Raw genomic sequence first — 19,191 nt, 5'->3', positions numbered from 1 at the left:
CCTTAAATGTTACGGTCGAAACATTGTCATTAAATATCTATGTATTGGTAGACAAAAAAGCTGATGTTTAAATACATCAGCTTTTTTGTGGGATTCTGCTAACACCTAAGATGCTCTCTTTACTACTGGTGTTTCAGTTGTTTCGCGGGTATTTCACTACTCCGCGGGTATTCGCTTTCTTTTCGCGGGTATCTCTCTTTACTCCGCGGGTATTCGCTTTCTTTTCGCGAGTATTTCACTCTACTCCGCGGGTATTTCACTCTCTGCTGCATATAAGCTTTTTATAAGTGTTTCAATCATCACAGGCATTTCTTTAAATGCACTATCTACATGTAAACGCTCTGTCTTTTGATGTGCATCTTTGCCGAATGGCCCCACATTTAACACTGGGCCCTTTAAGGCAGACATGGCTTCAAATGGAATACTATACGTATCACCATAAACAGGTGTGTTGCGCTCAAATGCAGCCCAGCCATTGGAATCATCTGAATAATTGACATAACTTAAATCACAAATACCATTGAAATAGTGTATTTGCTCGACTTCAATAGCAAATGTTTTGGCTGTTTTCTTCATTAATTCGATTGATTGCTTGACGAGCGGATGCTGTGAAGAATTAATAGCTGGGTAATAAGGAGGTGCGTATAACAGCACCGTTGCTGGTGTTAGCTCCTGACATCGAATCATCAATTGATCTACAATACGAATCGATTTCTCCCGATCATCCCACGCTGTATTTTCTAGCACTTGGTTTTTAATATGCTTTACTTCCTCTGCGCCAAGTTTTTGAATAGCATGCTCTAAAACTGCCTCATAGCGAAATACATTTACTTTCCCAACACCTTGCACTTGTTCGCGTTCACAAATTTGCTTATATTGCATATTACAAGCAGCCATTGCCTCCAATGCAACTTGTTCAAAAATTTCCATAACCTCTGTTGCCGTCCGCTTTAACAAAAATACATTATAAAGTGCGGCTGCACGATATGGCGTCTGTGTAGAATACTCCATTTTTAAATCCTTTAATTGTAAGGATACTGGCAATGGTGTACTTTCACCGAGATCTGTTTCGCGGAAAACTGGATTCCACTCCATATGCTGTGTCATAAAGGATGCAATATAGTTGGCTGTCATACCTTTTAACGGCTCACCTACATGCGTCTCTTTTCCATAAAATAAAGCAGCCGGCATAATCTTACCGATTGTCCCTGAATATATATATTCATTTATATCAGAAGGCCCTTGTGAAAACGAAGGTTCACTATTTAAATATAACTTATAGGTTAAACCGTATTGTTCACGCAACCTTACTAACTCAACTACGGCTGCACGCATACCAGCAGAATTGACTTCCTCATCCGGTACCGCTGTTAAAATTAGATTAATTGGCCATTGTTCAATACTCGCTTTTTCAATCAATTGCAAGTGTAAAGCGAGTCCCATTTTCATATCCATTGTGCCACGACCAAATAAATAATTACCCGACTCTAAATCAATTCTAGCCGTCTCTGGCAAATCTTTTTTATATTTAGGTTCCATTAGCATACTCGTCAACTCTTCTGGCCGACAAGCAAATGGCTCAAGCTCTCCATATTCCTCTGTATGAACCGTATCGAAATGACTAATTAGGACTACTGTTTCAGTAGCCGTTGGATGCTTGTACAATGCTGTAACCGCATGGCGACCGAGTCCCGCATCATGCAGTTCTATTAAGTTAGAATTATCTTGAAAATAAGAAAGCGTTTGCAACAGCTCTCTTAATTTAAAGGCGAATTCATTTTCACCTGCTGTTAATGTTCTGCTTTCCCAGCTTACAATTTCACATAATAATGCTCGCAGTTTGTCTGGTGTATTCCATAAATAATTGTTCATATTTAAAATCTCCTTTATCCACTAAAAATGAAATATCCATTAAGCATTCAGTGACTCTTCTTTGTCAGAAGTGATTGTACTCACTTTACTCAATTTCACTTTATAAAATAGCATACACGCTACAAAGAACCCTATGCCATATAACAACCCTATTCTTTGAGTCGGATCAAACGCTAAAAACACTAATATAATGACACAAAAAACAATACAAAATATTGGAATTAATGGGTACAATGGTGTTTTAAATTTCAAATCTGCCACATTGCCTCCCCCTTTTACATAACGGTATCGGAACATTAATTGAGACATGGCAATACCCATCCAAGAAATAGTCACCGAAATTCCCGCAATAGACATAAGCAACACAAATACTGCGTCAGCTTCCATCACACTTGTTAATAACGATAGCAGTGAAAATAGCATCGTAAAAATAAGCGCATTTAATGGCACTTTATTTTTTGTTAATCGACCAAAGTACTTTGGAGCCATGCCTTCTTTTGACATCGACCATAGTAATCGTGTGGAAGCATATAAGCATGAGTTCCCTACAGACAATATCGCTGTCAAAATAACGAAATTCATAATGCCCGCCGCATATGGAACACCCGCAATTTTCATCAATGTAACAAAAGGACTTTCAAGTAGCCCAAGTTCAGATGATGGAAAAATGGCAGACAGTACTATTATAGAAGCAATATAAAATACGATAATTCTAAACAAGATTGTACGTATTGCTCTTGGAATGTTTTTTTCTGGGTTTTCTGTTTCACCAGCAGCAATTCCTACTAGCTCGGAACCTTGATACGAGAAAATAACATTCATCATCGTGACAAAAATAATCGTAATGCCTGCAGGGAATAATCCTGTCGGTGCTAAATTCGTTAAATGTGGAGTCGGCCGATCAGCCAAAGGAATCAAGCCAAAAATAGCAGCTACACCAATTATTATAAAGGCAATTACAGCCACTACCTTAATGCTTGCAAACCAGAACTCTGCTTCTGCGAAACCTTTTGTTGTTAAAGCATTTAATGTAAACAAAAGCACCATAAAGACAGCACACCATATCCAAATCGGCACATTTGGGAACCAATGCTGCATTAATATGCCCGCTGCTGTAAACTCCACCCCCGCGGTGGCAGCAGATCCAACAAAGTACATCCAACCTAACGAAAAGCCTGCTGACGGACTGATAAATCGTGTTGCATATGTTTGGAAAGAACCTGTGACAGGCATATACACTGCCAATTCACCCAGACAGTTCATCACCATATATAAAATTAAACCACCAAATAAATAACCAATTAGTGCTCCACCAGGGCCAGCTTGATTAATTGTAAAACCTACATTTAAAAATAAACCTGTGCCAATCACACCACCAAGTGATAACATCAATAAATGTCGACTCTTCATAGAACGCTTCAATACATTATTATGCTGTTGCTCCCCTTTGCTCAACGTGTTTCCCCATTTCCGTATTTTGTCAAATTATTAAATATTCAGATATTTAAAGTACTAAAACACCCAATCAATTTTCCCCTACAAATTGATTGGGCATGTTTTTTATTGACTTAAAATCGTAGTGATAAACAGCTCAATCCGCCATCATGCTTTCTAAATTCAGACATTTCAAGTTCAATCGTTTGATAGCCTAAGTCATTTAGTTTGCGATTAGTATCAGGATAACCAGCTGGAATAATGATAGTATCGTTTACTTTAATGCAGTTTGCAGAGTATTCATCTTGTTGTGGAATAACAATTTTCTCATAAGATTCAAATGCTGGATGATCGATAAACTCTCCAGCTACAACCATACGATTTTGTCCAACGTACGCGATGCCCGTTTTTAAATGGAAGAAATTTTGTAATGGAATAATCGTCGCTTCATAGCCTTCCCTTTCAACGATTTCTTTAAATTGTCGTGCGCCTTCTTCATTTGTACGATCTGAAATACCTACATAAAATTTCTTTTCAGCTTGCAAAACATCACCACCATCCAGTGTTCCAGGTGCTTCAATATAATATAGCTTGTCATAGAAATTTTTAACTGCTGGTTCAATTGCTTCAATTTCACGATTGCGTGCTGCCGCTCCTGGATTTGTGATAATAGCAAATTCAGAAGTTAGTACCGCCGTATCTTCTACAAAAGTTGCATCTGGGAAAGCTTCATCTGCCTCAAGTTGAGTAACCTCTACACCACATTTTTTTAATGCTTCTACATAGCGTTCGTGCTGTTCAAATAACTTTTCTAAAATAGGTTTTCCTAGATCACTTGTTGTTAAGCCGTTAACAAAACTATTGCCTGGTGTTTTTACAATCACATTTTTAAACATATCATCCGTCTCCCTTTTTATCCTCTGACTACTGGGCAAGTTAGACATGTAGGTCCACCTGTGCCTTTTACCGTAATTTCGTTACCTTTATATTCATATACCGTTGCACCCGCATCTAATAACTGCTGTTTAGTGGAAGGATTACCTTCAGGAATAACACATACTCTCGGCGCTAACGCTAACACGTTACAGCCTAAAGTATCATACTCAGCTTTTGGTACTTCCACTAATTGAATTCCTCTTTCAATCAGAAGCTGACGGAAAAATACTGGCATTAAACGCGAATGTACAACAGCCAAATCCTTGTCTACCATACTAATAAAGGACATTAGATGTAAGCACTCTGCTTCCCCTAAATCATGCGGAAGTTGCACAACGATAAATTCATCGACCATAGTTGCTGTCATTTCCTTAATTTGACGAATTGCTTCATCGTTCGTGCGATATCCTCGACCAACTGCAAGCGTACGGTCATCAAGCCAAACCAGATCCCCTCCATCTGAAACAGCATCACCCGACAATTCACCGATTATTGCAATCCCTTTGTCTTGTAAAAATTCCTTATAAACAACTGCCTCAGGTTGTCTTAACTTTTTACCAGATTTCAAAATAATTGCACCATGTGGTGTGAATTTTACAGGATCATGCGCATAAAGCGAATCTAATCCTACTTCATTTGACGCTGGTAAATAATCAATTTGTTCAACATACTTCTCTAGAACGGCTATAAACTCAGCATATTCTGTAAGAGCCTCCTGATAGTTAGGTTCTGATAAATAGTTGAAAGTTTTCCATTCATCCGCAAGATGCTCTTGGCTTTTAAAAGCGTCTTTTGGATGTTTAATAATTACGTGTTTTAAAGGTGCATACATGGATGAACAATAATGCATACCTTCACCCCTTTTCCGTATAGTGGAAAACGTTTCCGTTAAGAGGAAAGTTTATATAAAAAATATAGGCGTTTTATGATATACTGTCAATATATTTAGAAAAATTTTAATATTATCTTTTTCAAAGAGAAAACTAACTATGGGCGACAACGAAGGAACTAGACGAACAGGAAGAATAAAAATAAAATAAGATTAGAGGAGGTGGGACAATTATGCAATTATTAGAACGAGCAATGACAATTGCGAAAGTGTTAGCTTCAGAAGCATCCGAAGGCAGTTTGTCTATTTCAGAGCTTTCCACCAAATGCGATTTACCATTGAGTACATTACATAGAATTTTAAAAGCGATGATTGCACAAGGAATGATTGAACAAGACACGCAAACGAAGCATTATCGTCTCGGCACAATATGGATGGAGTTAGGTTTGCAAGTGTATGATACGATGGACTATATTAGCAAAATTAGACCAGAATTAGAAAGACTCGCAAGAGAAGTTGAGGAAAGTGTTTATTTAAGCAAACCTGCGGGGCTAGATACAATTATTATCGAACGTATTGATAGTGCAGCCAACCCGATTCGTATTTATGATCAACTAGGTATTCGCATTCCAATGCATATTGGGGCAGCCAATAAAGCGTTGTTAGCCTCTTTACCGACAGTAGAAGCAAAGGAAATTATGCAGCAACTCGTTCCTATTGATGAAATAGCTGACTTAGAAGCGCAGTTAGAACAAATTCGATTACAGGGCTTTGCTATTAGCCACGGGGAGCGAACGGCAGGTACCTCCTCCGTCGCTGTAGCTGTTTTTAATGGATTTGGAGAAATTATCGGTGCAGTCAGTATCGGTTTTGTTAGCTTTAACGTCAGCGAAGAACATATCAACTTCCTTACACAACGTCTTGTAGAAACAGGAAAACGCGTCTCTACAAAACTTGGTTATCGTGGGAAGTAATCTATTAAAAAATTCACTGTGCAATGAATTGAGCACCCATTGTTCAGTGTTTTTTCATAGCTGTTTTTGCCTGTAAAGGTTTTTTTCTTGAAAGGTTATGTGAAAACTGTTGCACTGAACGACTTGGTATGTTAAATTATTATGGTATGTGAAATACCGAACTGAAATAATAATCTTTCAGCATCAACTGTAAGGAGGGAATACAACATGCCAAAACAATGTGTAATCACTGGACGTAAAGCTCGTACTGGTAACAACCGTTCCCACGCTATGAACGCTAACAAACGTACTTGGGGCGCTAACCTTCAAAAAGTTCGTATCCTAGTTAACGGTAAACCAAAACGTGTATGGGTTTCTGCTCGTGCTTTAAAATCAGGTAAAATCGAGCGCGTTTAATAGCCGCTTCTAAAAAATCGATTTCGCATAAAGCGTAAATCGATTTTTTTCTTTCATTTTTCAAGGCACACTACCAACCGCCTTTATATAGCTATTAAACAGGAAAAATCCGACTGGCATCAGTCGGATTTTTTAGCTTCTTTCTTATCTTTTTTAAATAGATTAATACACGTACGCGTAATGCTACTAACAAATTTCGGCAGTTGGAACGTATATACTTTCAGGACTCTCTCCCCCTTACGCTAATCTATGCTTCTTATCATTAAACATATGCCTTGCGTGAAGGATATAGACCCTGAAGTGCCTATTATTTCATTACTTGTAAATCGAGTTGAACCTAACGAAATTTCTTCGTTCGTTGTTTCGTATTTTACATGCCTTAAAGTAACGCCCTGTATTGGTTGCTCATGGGCAAAAAAAGACAAATAGCGATAACGCTCATCCGCTTGAATTGTGTGCGTGCCTGGCACCAAAAACTGTATCATGTTCGCATGGTTGATAATTTTCAACACAAGATCAGGATGTTCAAGCTGTAATCGATAAATGGAACGCACAGCTGCCTCATAATGATCTAAGCGCCCACCTGTAACCCCTGTTAACACAATTTCGCTAGGAGCGAAGGTTAACGCTTTTAACAGCGCTAAATCCGTATCGGTTTCATTTTTTTCTTCACGGAAGCGTTGGGCATCATCCGCATGTTTCATAACATATTGATATTCCTCTTGTGATAACGAGTCAAAGTCGCCAACAATAGCATGCGGTGTAATACCTTGCTCAATTAAATACAGTGCACCTCGGTCCGCACCAATAAATAGAATATCATGTTGTCTACTATACGCATCAAAGGAACATAGCTCCTCTTTCGGACCGCCTGCACAAACGACAACAGTAGTCATCCTTTAATCGCTACCTCACCAGCAGCTAAAATCTCTTGAAGTGCCGCTGTACGATCTTCTTTACTATAAATCGCTGAACCTGCTACAAAAATAGTGGCACCTGCTTTTGCACATGGAACAATTGTTTCGGCATTAATACCACCATCAATTTCAATCGCAACGTCTAAATTACGCTCTTTAATAATTGTGGATAATGCTTCAATTTTAGGTACAACAGAATGAATGAATTTTTGACCACCAAATCCAGGATTCACTGTCATGAATAACACCATATCAATATCTTGTAAAACGTGCTGAATCGTTTCAATCGGTGTATGTGGATTTAAAACGACACCTGGCTTAACACCGTAAGAACGAATTAATTGAATTGTACGATGTAAATGGCGGCAAGCCTCTACATGTACCGTAATATAGTCTGCTCCTGCTTTGGCAAATTGTTCAATATATTGATCTGGATTTTCAATCATTAAATGAACATCTAATGGTAAATCAGTTAAAGGACGAATCGCATCCAACACAATGGACCCAAATGAAATATTCGGTACAAAATGACCGTCCATTACGTCGATATGAATAAGCTTTGCACCTGCTCGTTCTACGTCTTTTACTTCTTCTCCTAGTTTAGCAAAGTTTGCTGCTAAAATTGATGGTGCTATTTGTATCATGATTAATACCTCGGCTTTCGATCCATAATTTCTTGCATAAATTGTTCATAATGTTTGTAACGGTACTCGCGTATTTCGCCAGCTTCGACTGCAACTTTAACCGCACATTTTGGTTCTTTTAAATGCAAACAGCCTCGAAATTTACAATCCTCAGCAATTCGCGTTATCTCTGGGAAACATGCCCCTAGCTCTTCTTTTTCAATTTCATCAAAATCAAACGAACTAAAGCCAGGCGTATCCGCCAATAAACCATCACATACTTCTATCAGCTCAACATGGCGGGTCGTATGCTTTCCTCGCCCTAAGCTCTGTGAAATAATGCCTGTTTTTAAATTTAAATCAGGTATTAACGTATTGAGAAGCGTCGATTTCCCAACACCAGATTGTCCCGCAAGCACCGATGTCTTTCCTTTTAAAATCGGCTGAAGACGTTCTACTAACTCTTCTTCGCCTTTATAAGTTTGAAGCACCGTATACCCTATGTTTTCATAATCTGCGATATAGCCCTGTAATTCCTCACGCTCATCGTCTTGTAATAAGTCCATCTTCGTCAGACAGATAATGGGGTGGACATGAAATGACTCTAAAACAACTAGAAAACGATCCAGTAAAATCGTATTGAAGTTCGGCTCTTTTACTGAAAACACTAAAATGCCTTGATCGATATTGGCGATTGGCGGACGAACTAGTTCATTTTGACGATCAATAATTTTTTGAATCGTACCATCCGAGCCTTCCGTTTCAAGTGTATACTCTACAAGATCACCGACGAGTGGCGATTCTCCCCGATTGCGAAAGACGCCACGTCCTCGGCACTGTATAAGTTCCTTCCCATCGTAAACATAATAATAACCACTTAACGCTTTACGGATTTGGCCATGCGCCATCCAATTCCCCCTTATTTAACATCATCGTAATTAAAACTATCCGACTCAATAATTTCTGAATCACGGATAATTTTATAAGCCGCTTCTTCGCCTTCTACAATGACAAGTTGTATTTTGTATTGTTGGTCACTAGTAATGGTGAATTCATCAAAAGCTTTCACCATTGTATGATTTTTATCTTGAATTTCAATGCGGATTACTTGTTCAGCACCTTCTTCAGTCGGCTCATATGGAATTAAAACATTTTTAATAAATGTTTTCACTGGTTTTTCTGCAGGTCCTTTACTTAAAACAACTGCAATTGTATCACCTTCCATTAAGCTGGTACCTGGTTTTGGCGTTTGCGAAATTACACTACCTGCTGGAACAGTATCATTATACTCTTCGCGAACAGTGCGCCATTTCAGCCCTACTCTTTTTACGTAATCATCCATTTGAGCTTTCGTATAATTCGCTACACTATCAACTGTTATCATTTTTACACCTTGGCTAATCGTAAATGTAATCGTTGCATCTTTAGCGATTATTTCTGCTCCTTCTTGCGGATCTTGCTCAATAATTTGCCCTTCAGGCAGTTTGGAATGTACATAATTTTTTTGGATGATTAACTTATCCTTTAACAAAGCTTCAACTTGACTAATTTGTTGTCCAGTATAGTCATCAATTTTAACTGTTTCGACACCAAGACTAACTATTAATTCGATTTCAGTTCCTTTAACACGCTTCGCATCTTTTTCTGGATCGGTTTCAATGACTTTGCCCTTCTCAATATCTTCAGAATTTCGCTCTTCTTTTTGTTCGGCAACAACAAAGCCAGCTTCTTGTAATTTCTTTGTCGCATCTTCTACCGTTAAATTGGTCACATCAGGTACAGCAATTTTTTTCGGACTAAATAAATCTGTTGCAAATAAAAAGAAAAGGAACATCGCAATCACGACGATGAATAACCCTGCCACATACTTTGGCCACTTTTTCTTTTGTTTGACCGGCTCTACTTTTTCAACAGGCTTTTTCGCTTCTACCTTCTTTTGTGCGATAGGTTCCATTGCTCTTGTTTTAGTCAAATCTTCATCTTTTCGGATAAACTGTTCCTTAATGATTGGGATAGCTCTTGTCGCATCATTATCAATAGGAATTGTAAATTTTGGTTCATTGATACGAGCTGATGATAATACTGTTTCCAAGTCCTCTTGCATTTCTTCTACCGTAGCATAGCGATGGGATGCATCTTTAGCAGTGGCCTTTAAAACGACATTTTCAAGACTTTGTGGAATGGTACCATCAAATGCTCGAACAGATGGCGTCTCTGATTGCAAATGTTTAAGGGCAATTGAAACAGCCGACTCACCAGAGAACGGCAATTCGCCAGTAAGTAATTCATATAAGACAATTCCAAGCGCATAAATATCTGATTTATTTGTTGCCGTTCCACCACGTGCTTGCTCTGGTGATAAATAATGGACAGTGCCCAACACAGAGTTTGTTTGGGTGAAAGATGTGGCACTTAGCGTCATAGCTATTCCAAAATCCGTTATTTTCACATTTCCTTCCGCATCCATTAAAATATTTTGCGGTTTAATGTCACGGTGAATAATATGATTTTCATGGGCATTGGCAATCGCTGACGTTAATTGCTTCATAATATGCACACTTCGAGCAGGAGAAATCGGTGCAAATTCCTGTATGTACTGCTTTAACGTCTTTCCTTGAACATATTCCATGACGATATAATGTAAGTCTCCATCATCACCTACATCATAAATACTAACAATATTCGGATGTGTAAGGCTTGTAACTGAAAGTGCCTCACGTTGAAAACGTCGATGTAATTCATCCTCATTGGTAAAATCATAGCGTAATATTTTTATCGCTACGTCCCTATTTAATATCATATCATGCGCCAAGTATACATTGGACATGCCTCCGCCACCAATGAGTTCTATAATTTTATAGCGGTCACTAATTCGTTTTCCTACAAGCATACTTACACCTCCTCATCTTGCCTTGTGAGTAACACGAGGGAGATATTGTCTTCCCCCCCGCTTGCATTTGCTAGTTCCACAAGCTTTCGCCCTTTTTCTTCAATTACATCTGGATAGGTAATGATAGATGCCATTTCATACACTGATAGTTTATTACTTAAACCGTCAGAACAAATGAGTAAATACGATTTTGGCGCTAGCTCTACTTCATAAAAGTCTGGTTCAATAGTTTCCTCTGTTCCAACAGCTTTTAAAATGAAATTTTTCTTCGGATGCGTCAATGCTTCCTCTTCGCTAATTTCACCATTTTCAAGCAGAACATTAACATAGGAGTGATCTCTTGTTATTTGTTGTGCGCCATCATCAAAGAAATAATACACGCGACTATCACCTACATGTGCAATGAAGCAATAATTCCCTTCAATTAACACGGCGATAAACGTCGTCCCCATTCCTTTACAGTCTTCATGTGATAAAGAATAGTTGAATATATTTGTATTTAAAAGCTTAACTGCTTGTCGTAACCATTCTTTTTTTGATGTCATAGTTGCAAAATGATGTGCCTCTGCTTGTAAAAATACCGTTTCCATCTGTTTCATTGCCATATCACTCGCTACATCACCAGCATTATGACCACCCATGCCATCGGCCACAAGTGCGAGTGCGAGGCCATCTGGACGTTTAAAAAATGCAGCGCGATCTTCATTAATTGCTCGTTTTAAACCAATATCACTTTCGACTGTGTATTTCATCACTGGTCACCTCGTTTCTTCAGATCTCTCTTTCGCACGTAATTGTCCGCAAGCCGCATCAATATCTGAACCTTGCTCTCTACGGATTGTTACGTTAATACCATTTTTCTTTAATGTTTTCTCAAAAGCAAAAATTTTACTACGAGATGTGCGAATATAATCACGTTCTGGTACGTAGTTTACAGGAATTAAGTTCACATGGCATTTAATCCCTTTTATAAGAGCAGATAATTCTTCTGCCACTTCAACTGAATCATTTTCACCAGACATTAAACCATACTCAAAACTAACACGACGTCCTGTTTTTTTCGTATAGTAACGAACGGCTTCCATCAGTTCATCTAATTTGTAGGCACGTGCAATAGGCATTAGTTTTTGACGCGCCTCTTGGTTCGGTGCGTGCAAGGATACGGCAAAGTTAATTTGAAGCTGTTCATCAGCAAATTGATAAATCTTTGGTACAATGCCCGATGTTGAAACGGTAATATGACGTGCTCCAATGTTTAAGCCCTTTTCATGATTGATTACTTTTAGGAAATTCATCATAGCATCGTAATTATCGAAAGGTTCGCCTATGCCCATAATAACGATATGAGATACGCGTTCGTTTACTTCATCTAAAGCTTGCTGTACTTTGACAACTTGCTCTACAATTTCCCCCGCTAGTAAATGGCGTTTTAAACCACCTAACGTAGATGCACAGAACGTACAACCAATTCGACAGCCCACTTGCGTTGTGACACAAACAGAGTTGCCATATTCATGGCGCATTAAAACTGTTTCAATGGAATAGCCATCTTGTAATTGGAATAAAAATTTAATCGTACCATCTTTTGATTCTTGTTTAATAATCGTTGACAATGTTGTTAAAGCAAAACTTGCCTCTAACTTGTCACGTAATGCTTTAGATAGATTAGACATTTCTTCAAATGTTTTTACTCGTTTATTGTATAGCCAATCAAAAATTTGTGCAGCGCGGAATGCTTTTTCCCCATTTTCTTTTAGCCATTCTTCTAATTGGTGCGGTTGTAATGAATAAATGGATTCTTTTAAATTCGGTTTTTCTTTTTTCGCTCGTCGAACAGGCTGATCTTCCGCTTCCTCGACTAAATCATTAATACGTTCATTAAATTGCTCTTGATCCACCATTAGTTGGATTCTCCTTTTTTACGAAAGGCCGCGACGAAGAAACCATCGCTGCCGAAGTCTTGTGGAAAGACTTGAAGCATGCCATTTGCTTGCTTTTCCGCTAATTTTGTTGGTAAAGATTCTAGTTGTATAGCTTCCATTTCTGGATGCTCTGTTAAAAAGGCCTCAACAGTGCCTTCGTTTTCTTGTTTATCGACTGTGCATGTACTATAGACAAGCTTGCCATCTTGTTTTAATACTTTCGTTGCCGCATCAAGTAGCGCCAGTTGAATTTTTTGAAGATTTTCTAAATCCTCTTCACGCTTCGTATATTTAATATCCGGCTTACGACGCATAACCCCTAAGCCACTACATGGTGCATCGACTAACACCGCATCGAACGATTCCAATTGTAAAAAGTTTGGAGCCTTGCGTCCATCAATCGGAGCCGTTTCTACAATATCCAGTCCTAGACGTTCTGTATTATGGTCGATTAAATCTAATTTATGTGGGTGTAAATCCGTTGCCAAAATAGAACCTTTATTGCCCATTTTCTCCGCAAGATGCGTCGTTTTACCACCTGGTGCTGCACACATATCTAAGACGCGCATACCTGGAGAAGGATTCAACACATTTGCAGGAATCATGGAGCTTTCATCTTGAATGGTAATCACACCATCTTGAAACGCTTTTGTACGAGCAGGTTGCCCATTTGTAACATGAAGACATTCTGGCATTAGGTCACTTTGCTGTACTGTTAAGCCTTCCGCTTGTAAACTGGCAATCGCTTGTTCTGGTGTTGCCACGGTTCTATTGACGCGCACCGTTTGCACCGGCGGAACATTATTTTCGTGAAGCATTGCTGTCGCTACTTCCAGACCATAATTATGAACAAAGCGTTCAACTAACCATTGTGGATGACTCGTTTCAATAGCAAGACGTTCGATAGGATCTGTTATATCCTCTATTGCTCTTACGCCTTGACGCAAGATAGAACGCAAAATACCGTTTACTGTCGAAGCAATACCTTGGTGTCCACGACGTTTTGCAATTTCTACCGCTTCGTTTACGGCTGCATGCGGTGGTATACGTGTTAAATAGTGCATTTGATATAACGACAAACGCAGTAGCCAACGCACCCAATGATCTAGTTTACCACGAATAAATGGCTCTAAATAGTAGTCAAGGGTCATTTTATATTGAAGCGTCCCATACGTAATTTCTGTTAAAAGTGCACGATCCTTTGCTTCTATTTTATGGCGTTTAATCGTTTCGTGTAAAAGTAAATTACTATATGCTTGGTTTTTATCTACTGCTAGTAGGATAGAAAGTGCGGCATCTCGTACATTGCCATCCCAAATTACTACGCTTTTTTTACTCATTTAAATTGGTCCCCGATCTGTAATTTCGAACCTGTGCCTCGCAAATAGTCCTCTGCCGTCATTCGTTTTTTTCCTGCTGGTTGAATATCGTATAATGCTAGCGCTGTCCCATTGCCAGCCGCAACTTCAAAATGATCCTTTGCAATTGCTACCACTGTACCAGGTGTCACGTTATGTTTCGCTTGTCCAACTTGTGCCCACCAAATTTTAAAGTTACCTTCTTCAAATGTTGTATAGGCTACTGGCCAAGGGTGTAATCCTCGCACTTGATTGTAGAGAGTCGTGGCATCCTTTGCCCAATCAATTCGCTCTTGTTCCCGCGATATATTGCTGGCAAATGTCACTTGTGTTTCATCTTGTACTGTCCGGCTATTTGTTCTATTAATAATAGAAGGAAGTGTTTCTTTTAATAGCTCACACCCTACAACGCTTAGTTTATTAAATAGACCACCTGTATGGTCATCTTCTTCAATAGCAATTGCCTTTTGAGATATGATATCGCCTGCATCTAACTTCTCCGCCATATACATAATCGTTACGCCTGTTTCTTTTTCACCATCGATAATAGCTTGGTGAATTGGCGCTCCACCTCGATATTTCGGTAAAAGGGAGGCATGCACATTAATGCAGCCAAGCGGCGGTGCATCGAGCAATTCTTTCGGTAAAATTTGCCCAAAAGCTGCTGTAATAACGATATCCGGTTGTAAATCCAGTATTTGCTGTAATTCCTCAGAGCCACGTAGCTTTTCTGGTTGAATAACAGGCAATCCTAATTCCAATGCTGCTGCTTTAACAGGTGGCGGTGTTAGCACTCGCTTACGCCCAACTGGTCGATCTGGTTGCGTCACAACAGCCTTGATATCATAGCCCTCATTGTGTAGCATACGCAAAATTGGCGCTGAGAAATCAGGTGTCCCCATAAAAATAATTGACGTCATATTATTCCTCCTCTTCTGCGTACATTTCTTCTAGCTCTTCTTCTGTCACAATGCGCTTAATTTTAGAATCAAATAATATACCATCTAAATGATCGATTTCATGTAAAATCGCTCGCGCTTCAAAGCCACCAGCTTCAAGCTCATAGACACGCCCTTCTCGGTCACAAGCTTCAATTTTCACATAATCAGGACGTTCAACTTCACCATATAATCCTGGGAAGCTTAAACACCCTTCGATATCCACTTCTGCTCCGTCTGTTTTAATAACAGTAGGGTTAATCATTTCTAAAATATCTCTTTCTTCACCTAGCTCGACAATTGCCACGCGTAGTCCAACATTAATTTGTGGTGCGGCAATCCCAACGCCATCATATTCCACCATCGTGTCGTATAAATCATCAAGTAATGCAATAATATCTTCGTTAATTTCTGTTACTTCAGCACATGGTGTAGATAATACTTTTGCTGGATGTTCGATTACTTTTTTAATCGCCATTTTTCGTTCCTCATTTCTATTATATAAGACGCTCTCTTGCCTTCATTTCACTCTTAGGCAAATCGCCATTTAAATCCATTATGCGGTAGTCAAGCTTGCTCGAAAAGAGCTATTGCGCCTTTTTATATCGTAGACGGGTCTAAATCAACCGTCATTAATATCCCCTGTTTAATCCATTCTGCTCGATACATCGCAAGTAAACGTTGCAAGACAGGTATCAGATTTGGTTCAATTTTATATTTTATCAAACATTGATAGCGATATCTATTTTGGAGGCGGCTAATACTCGCAACTGTTGGGCCAATAATGGACACTTGATTGGATAAATTTCCTCGAAGCCAATCTGCTGCACGTCCTGCATACTCTGCTGCCATCATGACATCTTCATGCGATACTTGTATAAGTGCAACGAAATAATAAGGTGGATAGCCCGAACGACGGCGTAAAAACATTTCCCGTTCATAAAATGGCTCGTAATCTTGTACTTTAGCTAATTCAATTGCATAATGCTCAGGCGTATAAGTTTGGATTACGACTTCACCCGCTTTATCATGACGACCTGCTCTACCACTTACCTGTGTAAGTAATTGGAAAGTCCGCTCCGCAGCACGGTAGTCTGGTAAATGTAATGATGTATCGGCACTAAGCACACCAACAAGTGTAATATTAGGAAAATCAAGTCCCTTTGCAATCATTTGCGTACCGAGTAAAATATCAGCTTGCCCCTCACCAAATGCTTGCAAAATCTCTTCATGTGCCCCCTTGTGCTTTGTTGTATCAACATCCATTCGTAATACCCTTGCTTCTGGAAATAATTTGTAGATTTCTTCTTCTACCTTTTGTGTCCCTGTACCAAAATATCGAATATGCTCACTTTGACATTGCGGGCAAATTTGTGGCACATGCTCTTCATAACCACAGTAATGACACTTAAGTTTTTCCGTTGTGCGATGATAGGTTAATGAAATATCACAGTTCGGACATTGCACGACCGTCCCACAATCACGACATAGCACAAAGGACGAATATCCTCTTCGATTTAAAAACAACACCATCTGTTCTCGTCGTTCAAGTCGCGTTCGTATCCCTTCAATTAGTAGTTCCGAAAACATCGAGCGGTTTCCTTTTTGAAGTTCCTCTCGCATATCTGCAACATATACAGTTGGCATTGCTTGATGCAGCGCACGCTGTTTTAACGTTAATAGTGTATAGACCCCTTTTTTCGCACGGGCATATGACTCAAGAGCGGGTGTCGCACTACCTAAAATAACAGGACAACGGTAATATTGGCTTCGCCAAATGGCTACATCTCTCGCATGGTAACGGGGTGAATCTTCCTGCTTGTAAGTCGATTCATGCTCTTCATCTAAGATAATTAGCCCTAAATTAGTAAAGGGTGCGAAAATTGCTGAACGGGCACCTACTACAACCCTTACTTTCCCTTGTTGAATTTTACGCCACTCATCATACTTCTCTCCAACAGATAACCCACTATGCATCACGGCAACCATCTCACCAAAACGACTACGAAAACGCTCCGTCATTTGGGGCGTTAACGAAATTTCAGGCACTAACATAATAGCTTCCTTGCCGTCATTTAAAACCTTTTGAATCGCTTGCAAGTAAACTTCCGTTTTGCCACTACCTGTAACACCTTGCAATAAAAAGGTGGCAGCAGATTGTGTCTCAATAGAATGCGTAATTGCTTTTAATGCAACTGCTTGTTCGTCCGTTAATTGTAAGGACTGTGTACGTGCAACATCCTTTGTAAAAGGATCGCGATACACTTCTTCTTGTATAAAACTTGCTGCGCCTTTTTCAATAACCGCTTGTAATACAGCAGCCGAGACAGCAGTTGCTTCATAAATTTGCTGTGGTGTAAAAACTTCACCTAAATGCGAAGCCATCCATTCAATTAAAGAACGTTGCTTCGCAGCTCTTGATGCCTCTTGCATAGCATTGCTTAATGCTTGTTCGTCCTCAGTTATCTTTACCATACGAACTTCTTTTACATTGCCTTGTTGCTTCACGACATTTTCTATTTTTACAATTTTATCGGCAATTAACGTTTTTAAGAGTGGCAATAATCCTGCCCGTTCAAATTCCTTAAAGTTTGCCTGTTGTCGCTTCCCAAAAATTTGTTGGACAGCCATTGGCAAAATCGTTTGATGATCGAGTAATTTGACGATTTTTTCATACTTAGCTCGTAATGCGGAGGGTAGCATTACTTGCAAAGCATCAATTTCATAGCAAATTGTTTCATTTTTAAGCCACTTTGCCATCAACAACATTTCTTCAGTAAAAACAGGCTCTATATCTAAAATTTGAGCAATCGGCTTTATTTTATTAGTTGGAACATCTGTCTCATGTTTTAAACCTACAACAAATCCTAGTACATTTCTCGGTCCAAATGGTACTTTTACACGACAGCCTTTCTCTATAACAGCTACCCATTCTACAGGAACCGCATAGTCAAATGAGCGATCTACATGGTATGTTGAAACATCCACTATGATCTCTGCGTATAAAACGTTCATTGCGACTCACCTTGTAATATATGCTGCCATAAAACTTTTGCAAATTGTGTCGTATCTGAAATATTGACAATTTGTCCGTTTATTGTTGCTGTTTGACTATAGTCAATCCATTCATCGGCTATTACTTGTAACACCGGATTCCCTAGCACTTTTTGTCCAAATGTCACTGCCTCTGTACCTGCAATGGATAGAGTAGGGGCACTTTCAATTGTTGGTATGTTGGCTGCGTGGATAAATAAGAGCTGTGCGTTTTGCTTTTTAACGTTCTCTACTTGCGTTATAAGATCATACGCATTTGTTGCTTCTTCACCTAAAAGAATGACATGTGCCCCTAGTGCTTGCGCTTCTCTCGCTAACGCTTGTCCAACCTTACCATTGGCCTTTGTACTAATTACATGCTGATTATCCATAGGGACATAACTTGCTCCTGCTGTTACAAGCACCGTTCGTCCTGCTAATGGCTTTGGAGCGAAAAAATACTGTTGCACAAGTGCCGTAATTTTCTCTGGCTCCTCTAAACGACCTTTCCCAACATAGCCACATGCTAAAAAGCCTTCTGACGGTTCGATAAATTGATAACCATCTGTTGCTAGTTGTGCCAAATTACGCTTTACCGCTGGATGATCATACATATGGACATTCATCGCGGGTGCAATCCAAACAGGTACAGTAGTAGCAAGTAATGTCGTTGTTACCATATCGTCTGCAATACCGTTTGCTAGTTTGCCAATCACATTGGCAGTTGCAGGAGCGACTAATATTAAATCTGCCCAGTCAGCTAAATCTATATGGGCAATGACATTCGAATCTTTTTCATCAAATGTATCGAAGTAGACATCATTTTTTGACATGACTTGAAAGCTTAGCGGATTGACAAACTGCCGGGCTGATGCTGTCATAATGACCTTTACACGGGCACCCGCCTGCGATAGTTTACTCACTAGCGCGACAGCTTTATAAACCGCAATACCACCTGAAACACAAAGTAAAATATTTTTATTCATCTACAATGTCGTCCTTTCAAACGATAAGCTCCCAAAGGACAATTTCCTCGGGAGCTCTCGGCATTTTTGTATAATCAAAAAAT

At 39.3% G+C, this 19,191-nt stretch carries 18 protein-coding genes; 2 read left to right on the top strand and 16 right to left on the bottom strand.

Annotation, left to right across the window (positions count from 1 at the left end; genetic code table 11):
* Positions 1–240: 240 nt before the first annotated feature.
* The 4 genes from T479_RS04695 to T479_RS04680 form a co-directional block, all read right to left on the bottom strand.
* The gene (locus T479_RS04695) at positions 241–1,872 is read right to left on the bottom strand and encodes a M20/M25/M40 family metallo-hydrolase (RefSeq protein ID WP_025218781.1); all 1,632 of its coding nucleotides are present in this window, start codon (positions 1,870–1,872) and stop codon (positions 241–243) included.
* Positions 1,873–1,911: 39 nt separating this feature from the next.
* Positions 1,912–3,282, bottom strand: coding sequence for an amino acid permease (locus T479_RS04690; protein WP_052599552.1), 1,371 nt, complete (start codon positions 3,280–3,282; stop codon positions 1,912–1,914).
* A gap of 158 nt (positions 3,283–3,440) precedes the next feature.
* Positions 3,441–4,202 (bottom strand): dimethylarginine dimethylaminohydrolase family protein, encoded by a 762-nt coding sequence (locus T479_RS04685; protein WP_025218779.1) that lies wholly within the window; start codon positions 4,200–4,202, stop codon positions 3,441–3,443.
* 17 nt (positions 4,203–4,219) lie between these two features.
* Positions 4,220–5,092, bottom strand: coding sequence for a dimethylarginine dimethylaminohydrolase family protein (locus tag T479_RS04680; protein WP_024362076.1), 873 nt, complete (start codon positions 5,090–5,092; stop codon positions 4,220–4,222).
* Between the two features lie 212 nt (positions 5,093–5,304).
* Here T479_RS04680 and T479_RS04675 point away from each other — a divergent pair, with 212 nt between their 5' ends.
* Both T479_RS04675 and rpmB read left to right on the top strand, forming a co-directional pair.
* Positions 5,305–6,045 carry an IclR family transcriptional regulator gene (locus tag T479_RS04675; protein ID WP_025218778.1) on the top strand — a complete coding sequence of 247 codons (741 nt, stop codon included), beginning with the start codon at positions 5,305–5,307 and terminating at the stop codon, positions 6,043–6,045.
* 207 nt (positions 6,046–6,252) lie between these two features.
* On the top strand, positions 6,253–6,441 hold the full coding sequence (gene rpmB, locus T479_RS04670) for a 50S ribosomal protein L28 (RefSeq protein ID WP_024362078.1): 189 nt from the start codon (positions 6,253–6,255) through the stop codon (positions 6,439–6,441).
* Positions 6,442–6,560: 119 nt separating this feature from the next.
* On the opposite strand, the gene spoVM is transcribed toward rpmB, so the two are convergent.
* The 12 genes from spoVM to coaBC form a co-directional block, all read right to left on the bottom strand.
* Complete coding sequence (spoVM, locus tag T479_RS23480; RefSeq protein ID WP_103977638.1) at positions 6,561–6,665, bottom strand: stage V sporulation protein SpoVM; 105 nt, start codon at positions 6,663–6,665, stop codon at positions 6,561–6,563.
* Between the two features lie 18 nt (positions 6,666–6,683).
* Positions 6,684–7,337 (bottom strand): thiamine diphosphokinase, encoded by a 654-nt coding sequence (locus tag T479_RS04665; RefSeq protein WP_025218777.1) that lies wholly within the window; start codon positions 7,335–7,337, stop codon positions 6,684–6,686.
* A complete protein-coding gene (gene rpe, locus T479_RS04660; RefSeq protein WP_025218776.1) occupies positions 7,334–8,002 on the bottom strand; it encodes a ribulose-phosphate 3-epimerase in 669 nt (222 codons plus the stop codon). Before rpe ends, T479_RS04665 begins: the two co-directional genes overlap by 4 nt.
* A 2-nt stretch (positions 8,003–8,004) precedes the next feature.
* Complete coding sequence (gene rsgA, locus T479_RS04655; RefSeq protein ID WP_024362081.1) at positions 8,005–8,889, bottom strand: ribosome small subunit-dependent GTPase A; 885 nt, start codon at positions 8,887–8,889, stop codon at positions 8,005–8,007.
* 11 nt (positions 8,890–8,900) lie between these two features.
* A complete protein-coding gene (gene pknB / locus T479_RS04650) occupies positions 8,901–10,871 on the bottom strand; it encodes a Stk1 family PASTA domain-containing Ser/Thr kinase (protein WP_024362082.1) in 1,971 nt (656 codons plus the stop codon).
* Between the two features lie 2 nt (positions 10,872–10,873).
* Entirely contained in the window at positions 10,874–11,623 is a 750-nt protein-coding gene (locus T479_RS04645) for a Stp1/IreP family PP2C-type Ser/Thr phosphatase (protein ID WP_024362083.1), read from the bottom strand.
* Between the two features lie 6 nt (positions 11,624–11,629).
* Positions 11,630–12,772: a dual-specificity RNA methyltransferase RlmN gene (rlmN, locus tag T479_RS04640; protein WP_024362084.1), complete on the bottom strand. Its 1,143-nt coding sequence runs from the start codon at positions 12,770–12,772 to the stop codon at positions 11,630–11,632.
* Positions 12,772–14,133: a 16S rRNA (cytosine(967)-C(5))-methyltransferase RsmB gene (rsmB, locus tag T479_RS04635; protein WP_024362085.1), complete on the bottom strand. Its 1,362-nt coding sequence runs from the start codon at positions 14,131–14,133 to the stop codon at positions 12,772–12,774. Before rsmB ends, rlmN begins: the two co-directional genes overlap by 1 nt.
* Positions 14,130–15,071 carry a methionyl-tRNA formyltransferase gene (gene fmt / locus T479_RS04630; RefSeq protein ID WP_024362086.1) on the bottom strand — a complete coding sequence of 314 codons (942 nt, stop codon included), beginning with the start codon at positions 15,069–15,071 and terminating at the stop codon, positions 14,130–14,132. Before fmt ends, rsmB begins: the two co-directional genes overlap by 4 nt.
* Before the next feature lies 1 nt (position 15,072).
* A complete protein-coding gene (gene def, locus T479_RS04625) occupies positions 15,073–15,567 on the bottom strand; it encodes a peptide deformylase (RefSeq protein ID WP_024362087.1) in 495 nt (164 codons plus the stop codon).
* A gap of 122 nt (positions 15,568–15,689) precedes the next feature.
* Positions 15,690–18,104: a primosomal protein N' gene (gene priA / locus T479_RS04620; protein ID WP_025218775.1), complete on the bottom strand. Its 2,415-nt coding sequence runs from the start codon at positions 18,102–18,104 to the stop codon at positions 15,690–15,692.
* Positions 18,101–19,108 (bottom strand): bifunctional phosphopantothenoylcysteine decarboxylase/phosphopantothenate--cysteine ligase CoaBC, encoded by a 1,008-nt coding sequence (coaBC, locus tag T479_RS04615; protein ID WP_025218774.1) that lies wholly within the window; start codon positions 19,106–19,108, stop codon positions 18,101–18,103. The genes priA and coaBC overlap by 4 nt, the downstream gene beginning before the upstream one ends.
* Positions 19,109–19,191 lie beyond the last annotated feature (83 nt).

This window comes from Lysinibacillus sphaericus (genome assembly GCF_000600105.1).
GTDB classification, from domain to species: domain Bacteria; phylum Bacillota; class Bacilli; order Bacillales_A; family Planococcaceae; genus Lysinibacillus; species Lysinibacillus sphaericus.
The sequence above is the reverse complement of the archived record's forward strand: the minus strand, read 5'-3'. Positions and strand labels throughout refer to the sequence as shown.

Bases quoted from the DNA above. Each gene is read 5' to 3' on its own strand.
- T479_RS04695 (WP_025218781.1), bottom strand. From the start codon at position 1,872: ATGAACAATTATTTATGGAATACACCAGACAAACTGCGAGCATTATTA.
- T479_RS04690 (WP_052599552.1), bottom strand. From the start codon at position 3,282: ATGAAGAGTCGACATTTATTGATGTTATCACTTGGTGGTGTGATTGGC.
- T479_RS04685 (WP_025218779.1), bottom strand. From the start codon at position 4,202: ATGTTTAAAAATGTGATTGTAAAAACACCAGGCAATAGTTTTGTTAAC.
- T479_RS04680 (WP_024362076.1), bottom strand. From the start codon at position 5,092: ATGCATTATTGTTCATCCATGTATGCACCTTTAAAACACGTAATTATT.
- T479_RS04675 (WP_025218778.1), top strand. From the start codon at position 5,305: ATGCAATTATTAGAACGAGCAATGACAATTGCGAAAGTGTTAGCTTCA.
- rpmB (WP_024362078.1), top strand. From the start codon at position 6,253: ATGCCAAAACAATGTGTAATCACTGGACGTAAAGCTCGTACTGGTAAC.
- T479_RS04665 (WP_025218777.1), bottom strand. From the start codon at position 7,337: ATGACTACTGTTGTCGTTTGTGCAGGCGGTCCGAAAGAGGAGCTATGT.
- rpe (WP_025218776.1), bottom strand. From the start codon at position 8,002: ATGATACAAATAGCACCATCAATTTTAGCAGCAAACTTTGCTAAACTA.
- rsgA (WP_024362081.1), bottom strand. From the start codon at position 8,889: ATGGCGCATGGCCAAATCCGTAAAGCGTTAAGTGGTTATTATTATGTT.
- pknB (WP_024362082.1), bottom strand. From the start codon at position 10,871: ATGCTTGTAGGAAAACGAATTAGTGACCGCTATAAAATTATAGAACTC.
- T479_RS04645 (WP_024362083.1), bottom strand. From the start codon at position 11,623: ATGAAATACACAGTCGAAAGTGATATTGGTTTAAAACGAGCAATTAAT.
- rlmN (WP_024362084.1), bottom strand. From the start codon at position 12,772: ATGGTGGATCAAGAGCAATTTAATGAACGTATTAATGATTTAGTCGAG.
- rsmB (WP_024362085.1), bottom strand. From the start codon at position 14,133: ATGAGTAAAAAAAGCGTAGTAATTTGGGATGGCAATGTACGAGATGCC.
- fmt (WP_024362086.1), bottom strand. From the start codon at position 15,071: ATGACGTCAATTATTTTTATGGGGACACCTGATTTCTCAGCGCCAATT.
- def (WP_024362087.1), bottom strand. From the start codon at position 15,567: ATGGCGATTAAAAAAGTAATCGAACATCCAGCAAAAGTATTATCTACA.
- priA (WP_025218775.1), bottom strand. From the start codon at position 18,104: ATGAACGTTTTATACGCAGAGATCATAGTGGATGTTTCAACATACCAT.
- coaBC (WP_025218774.1), bottom strand. From the start codon at position 19,108: ATGAATAAAAATATTTTACTTTGTGTTTCAGGTGGTATTGCGGTTTAT.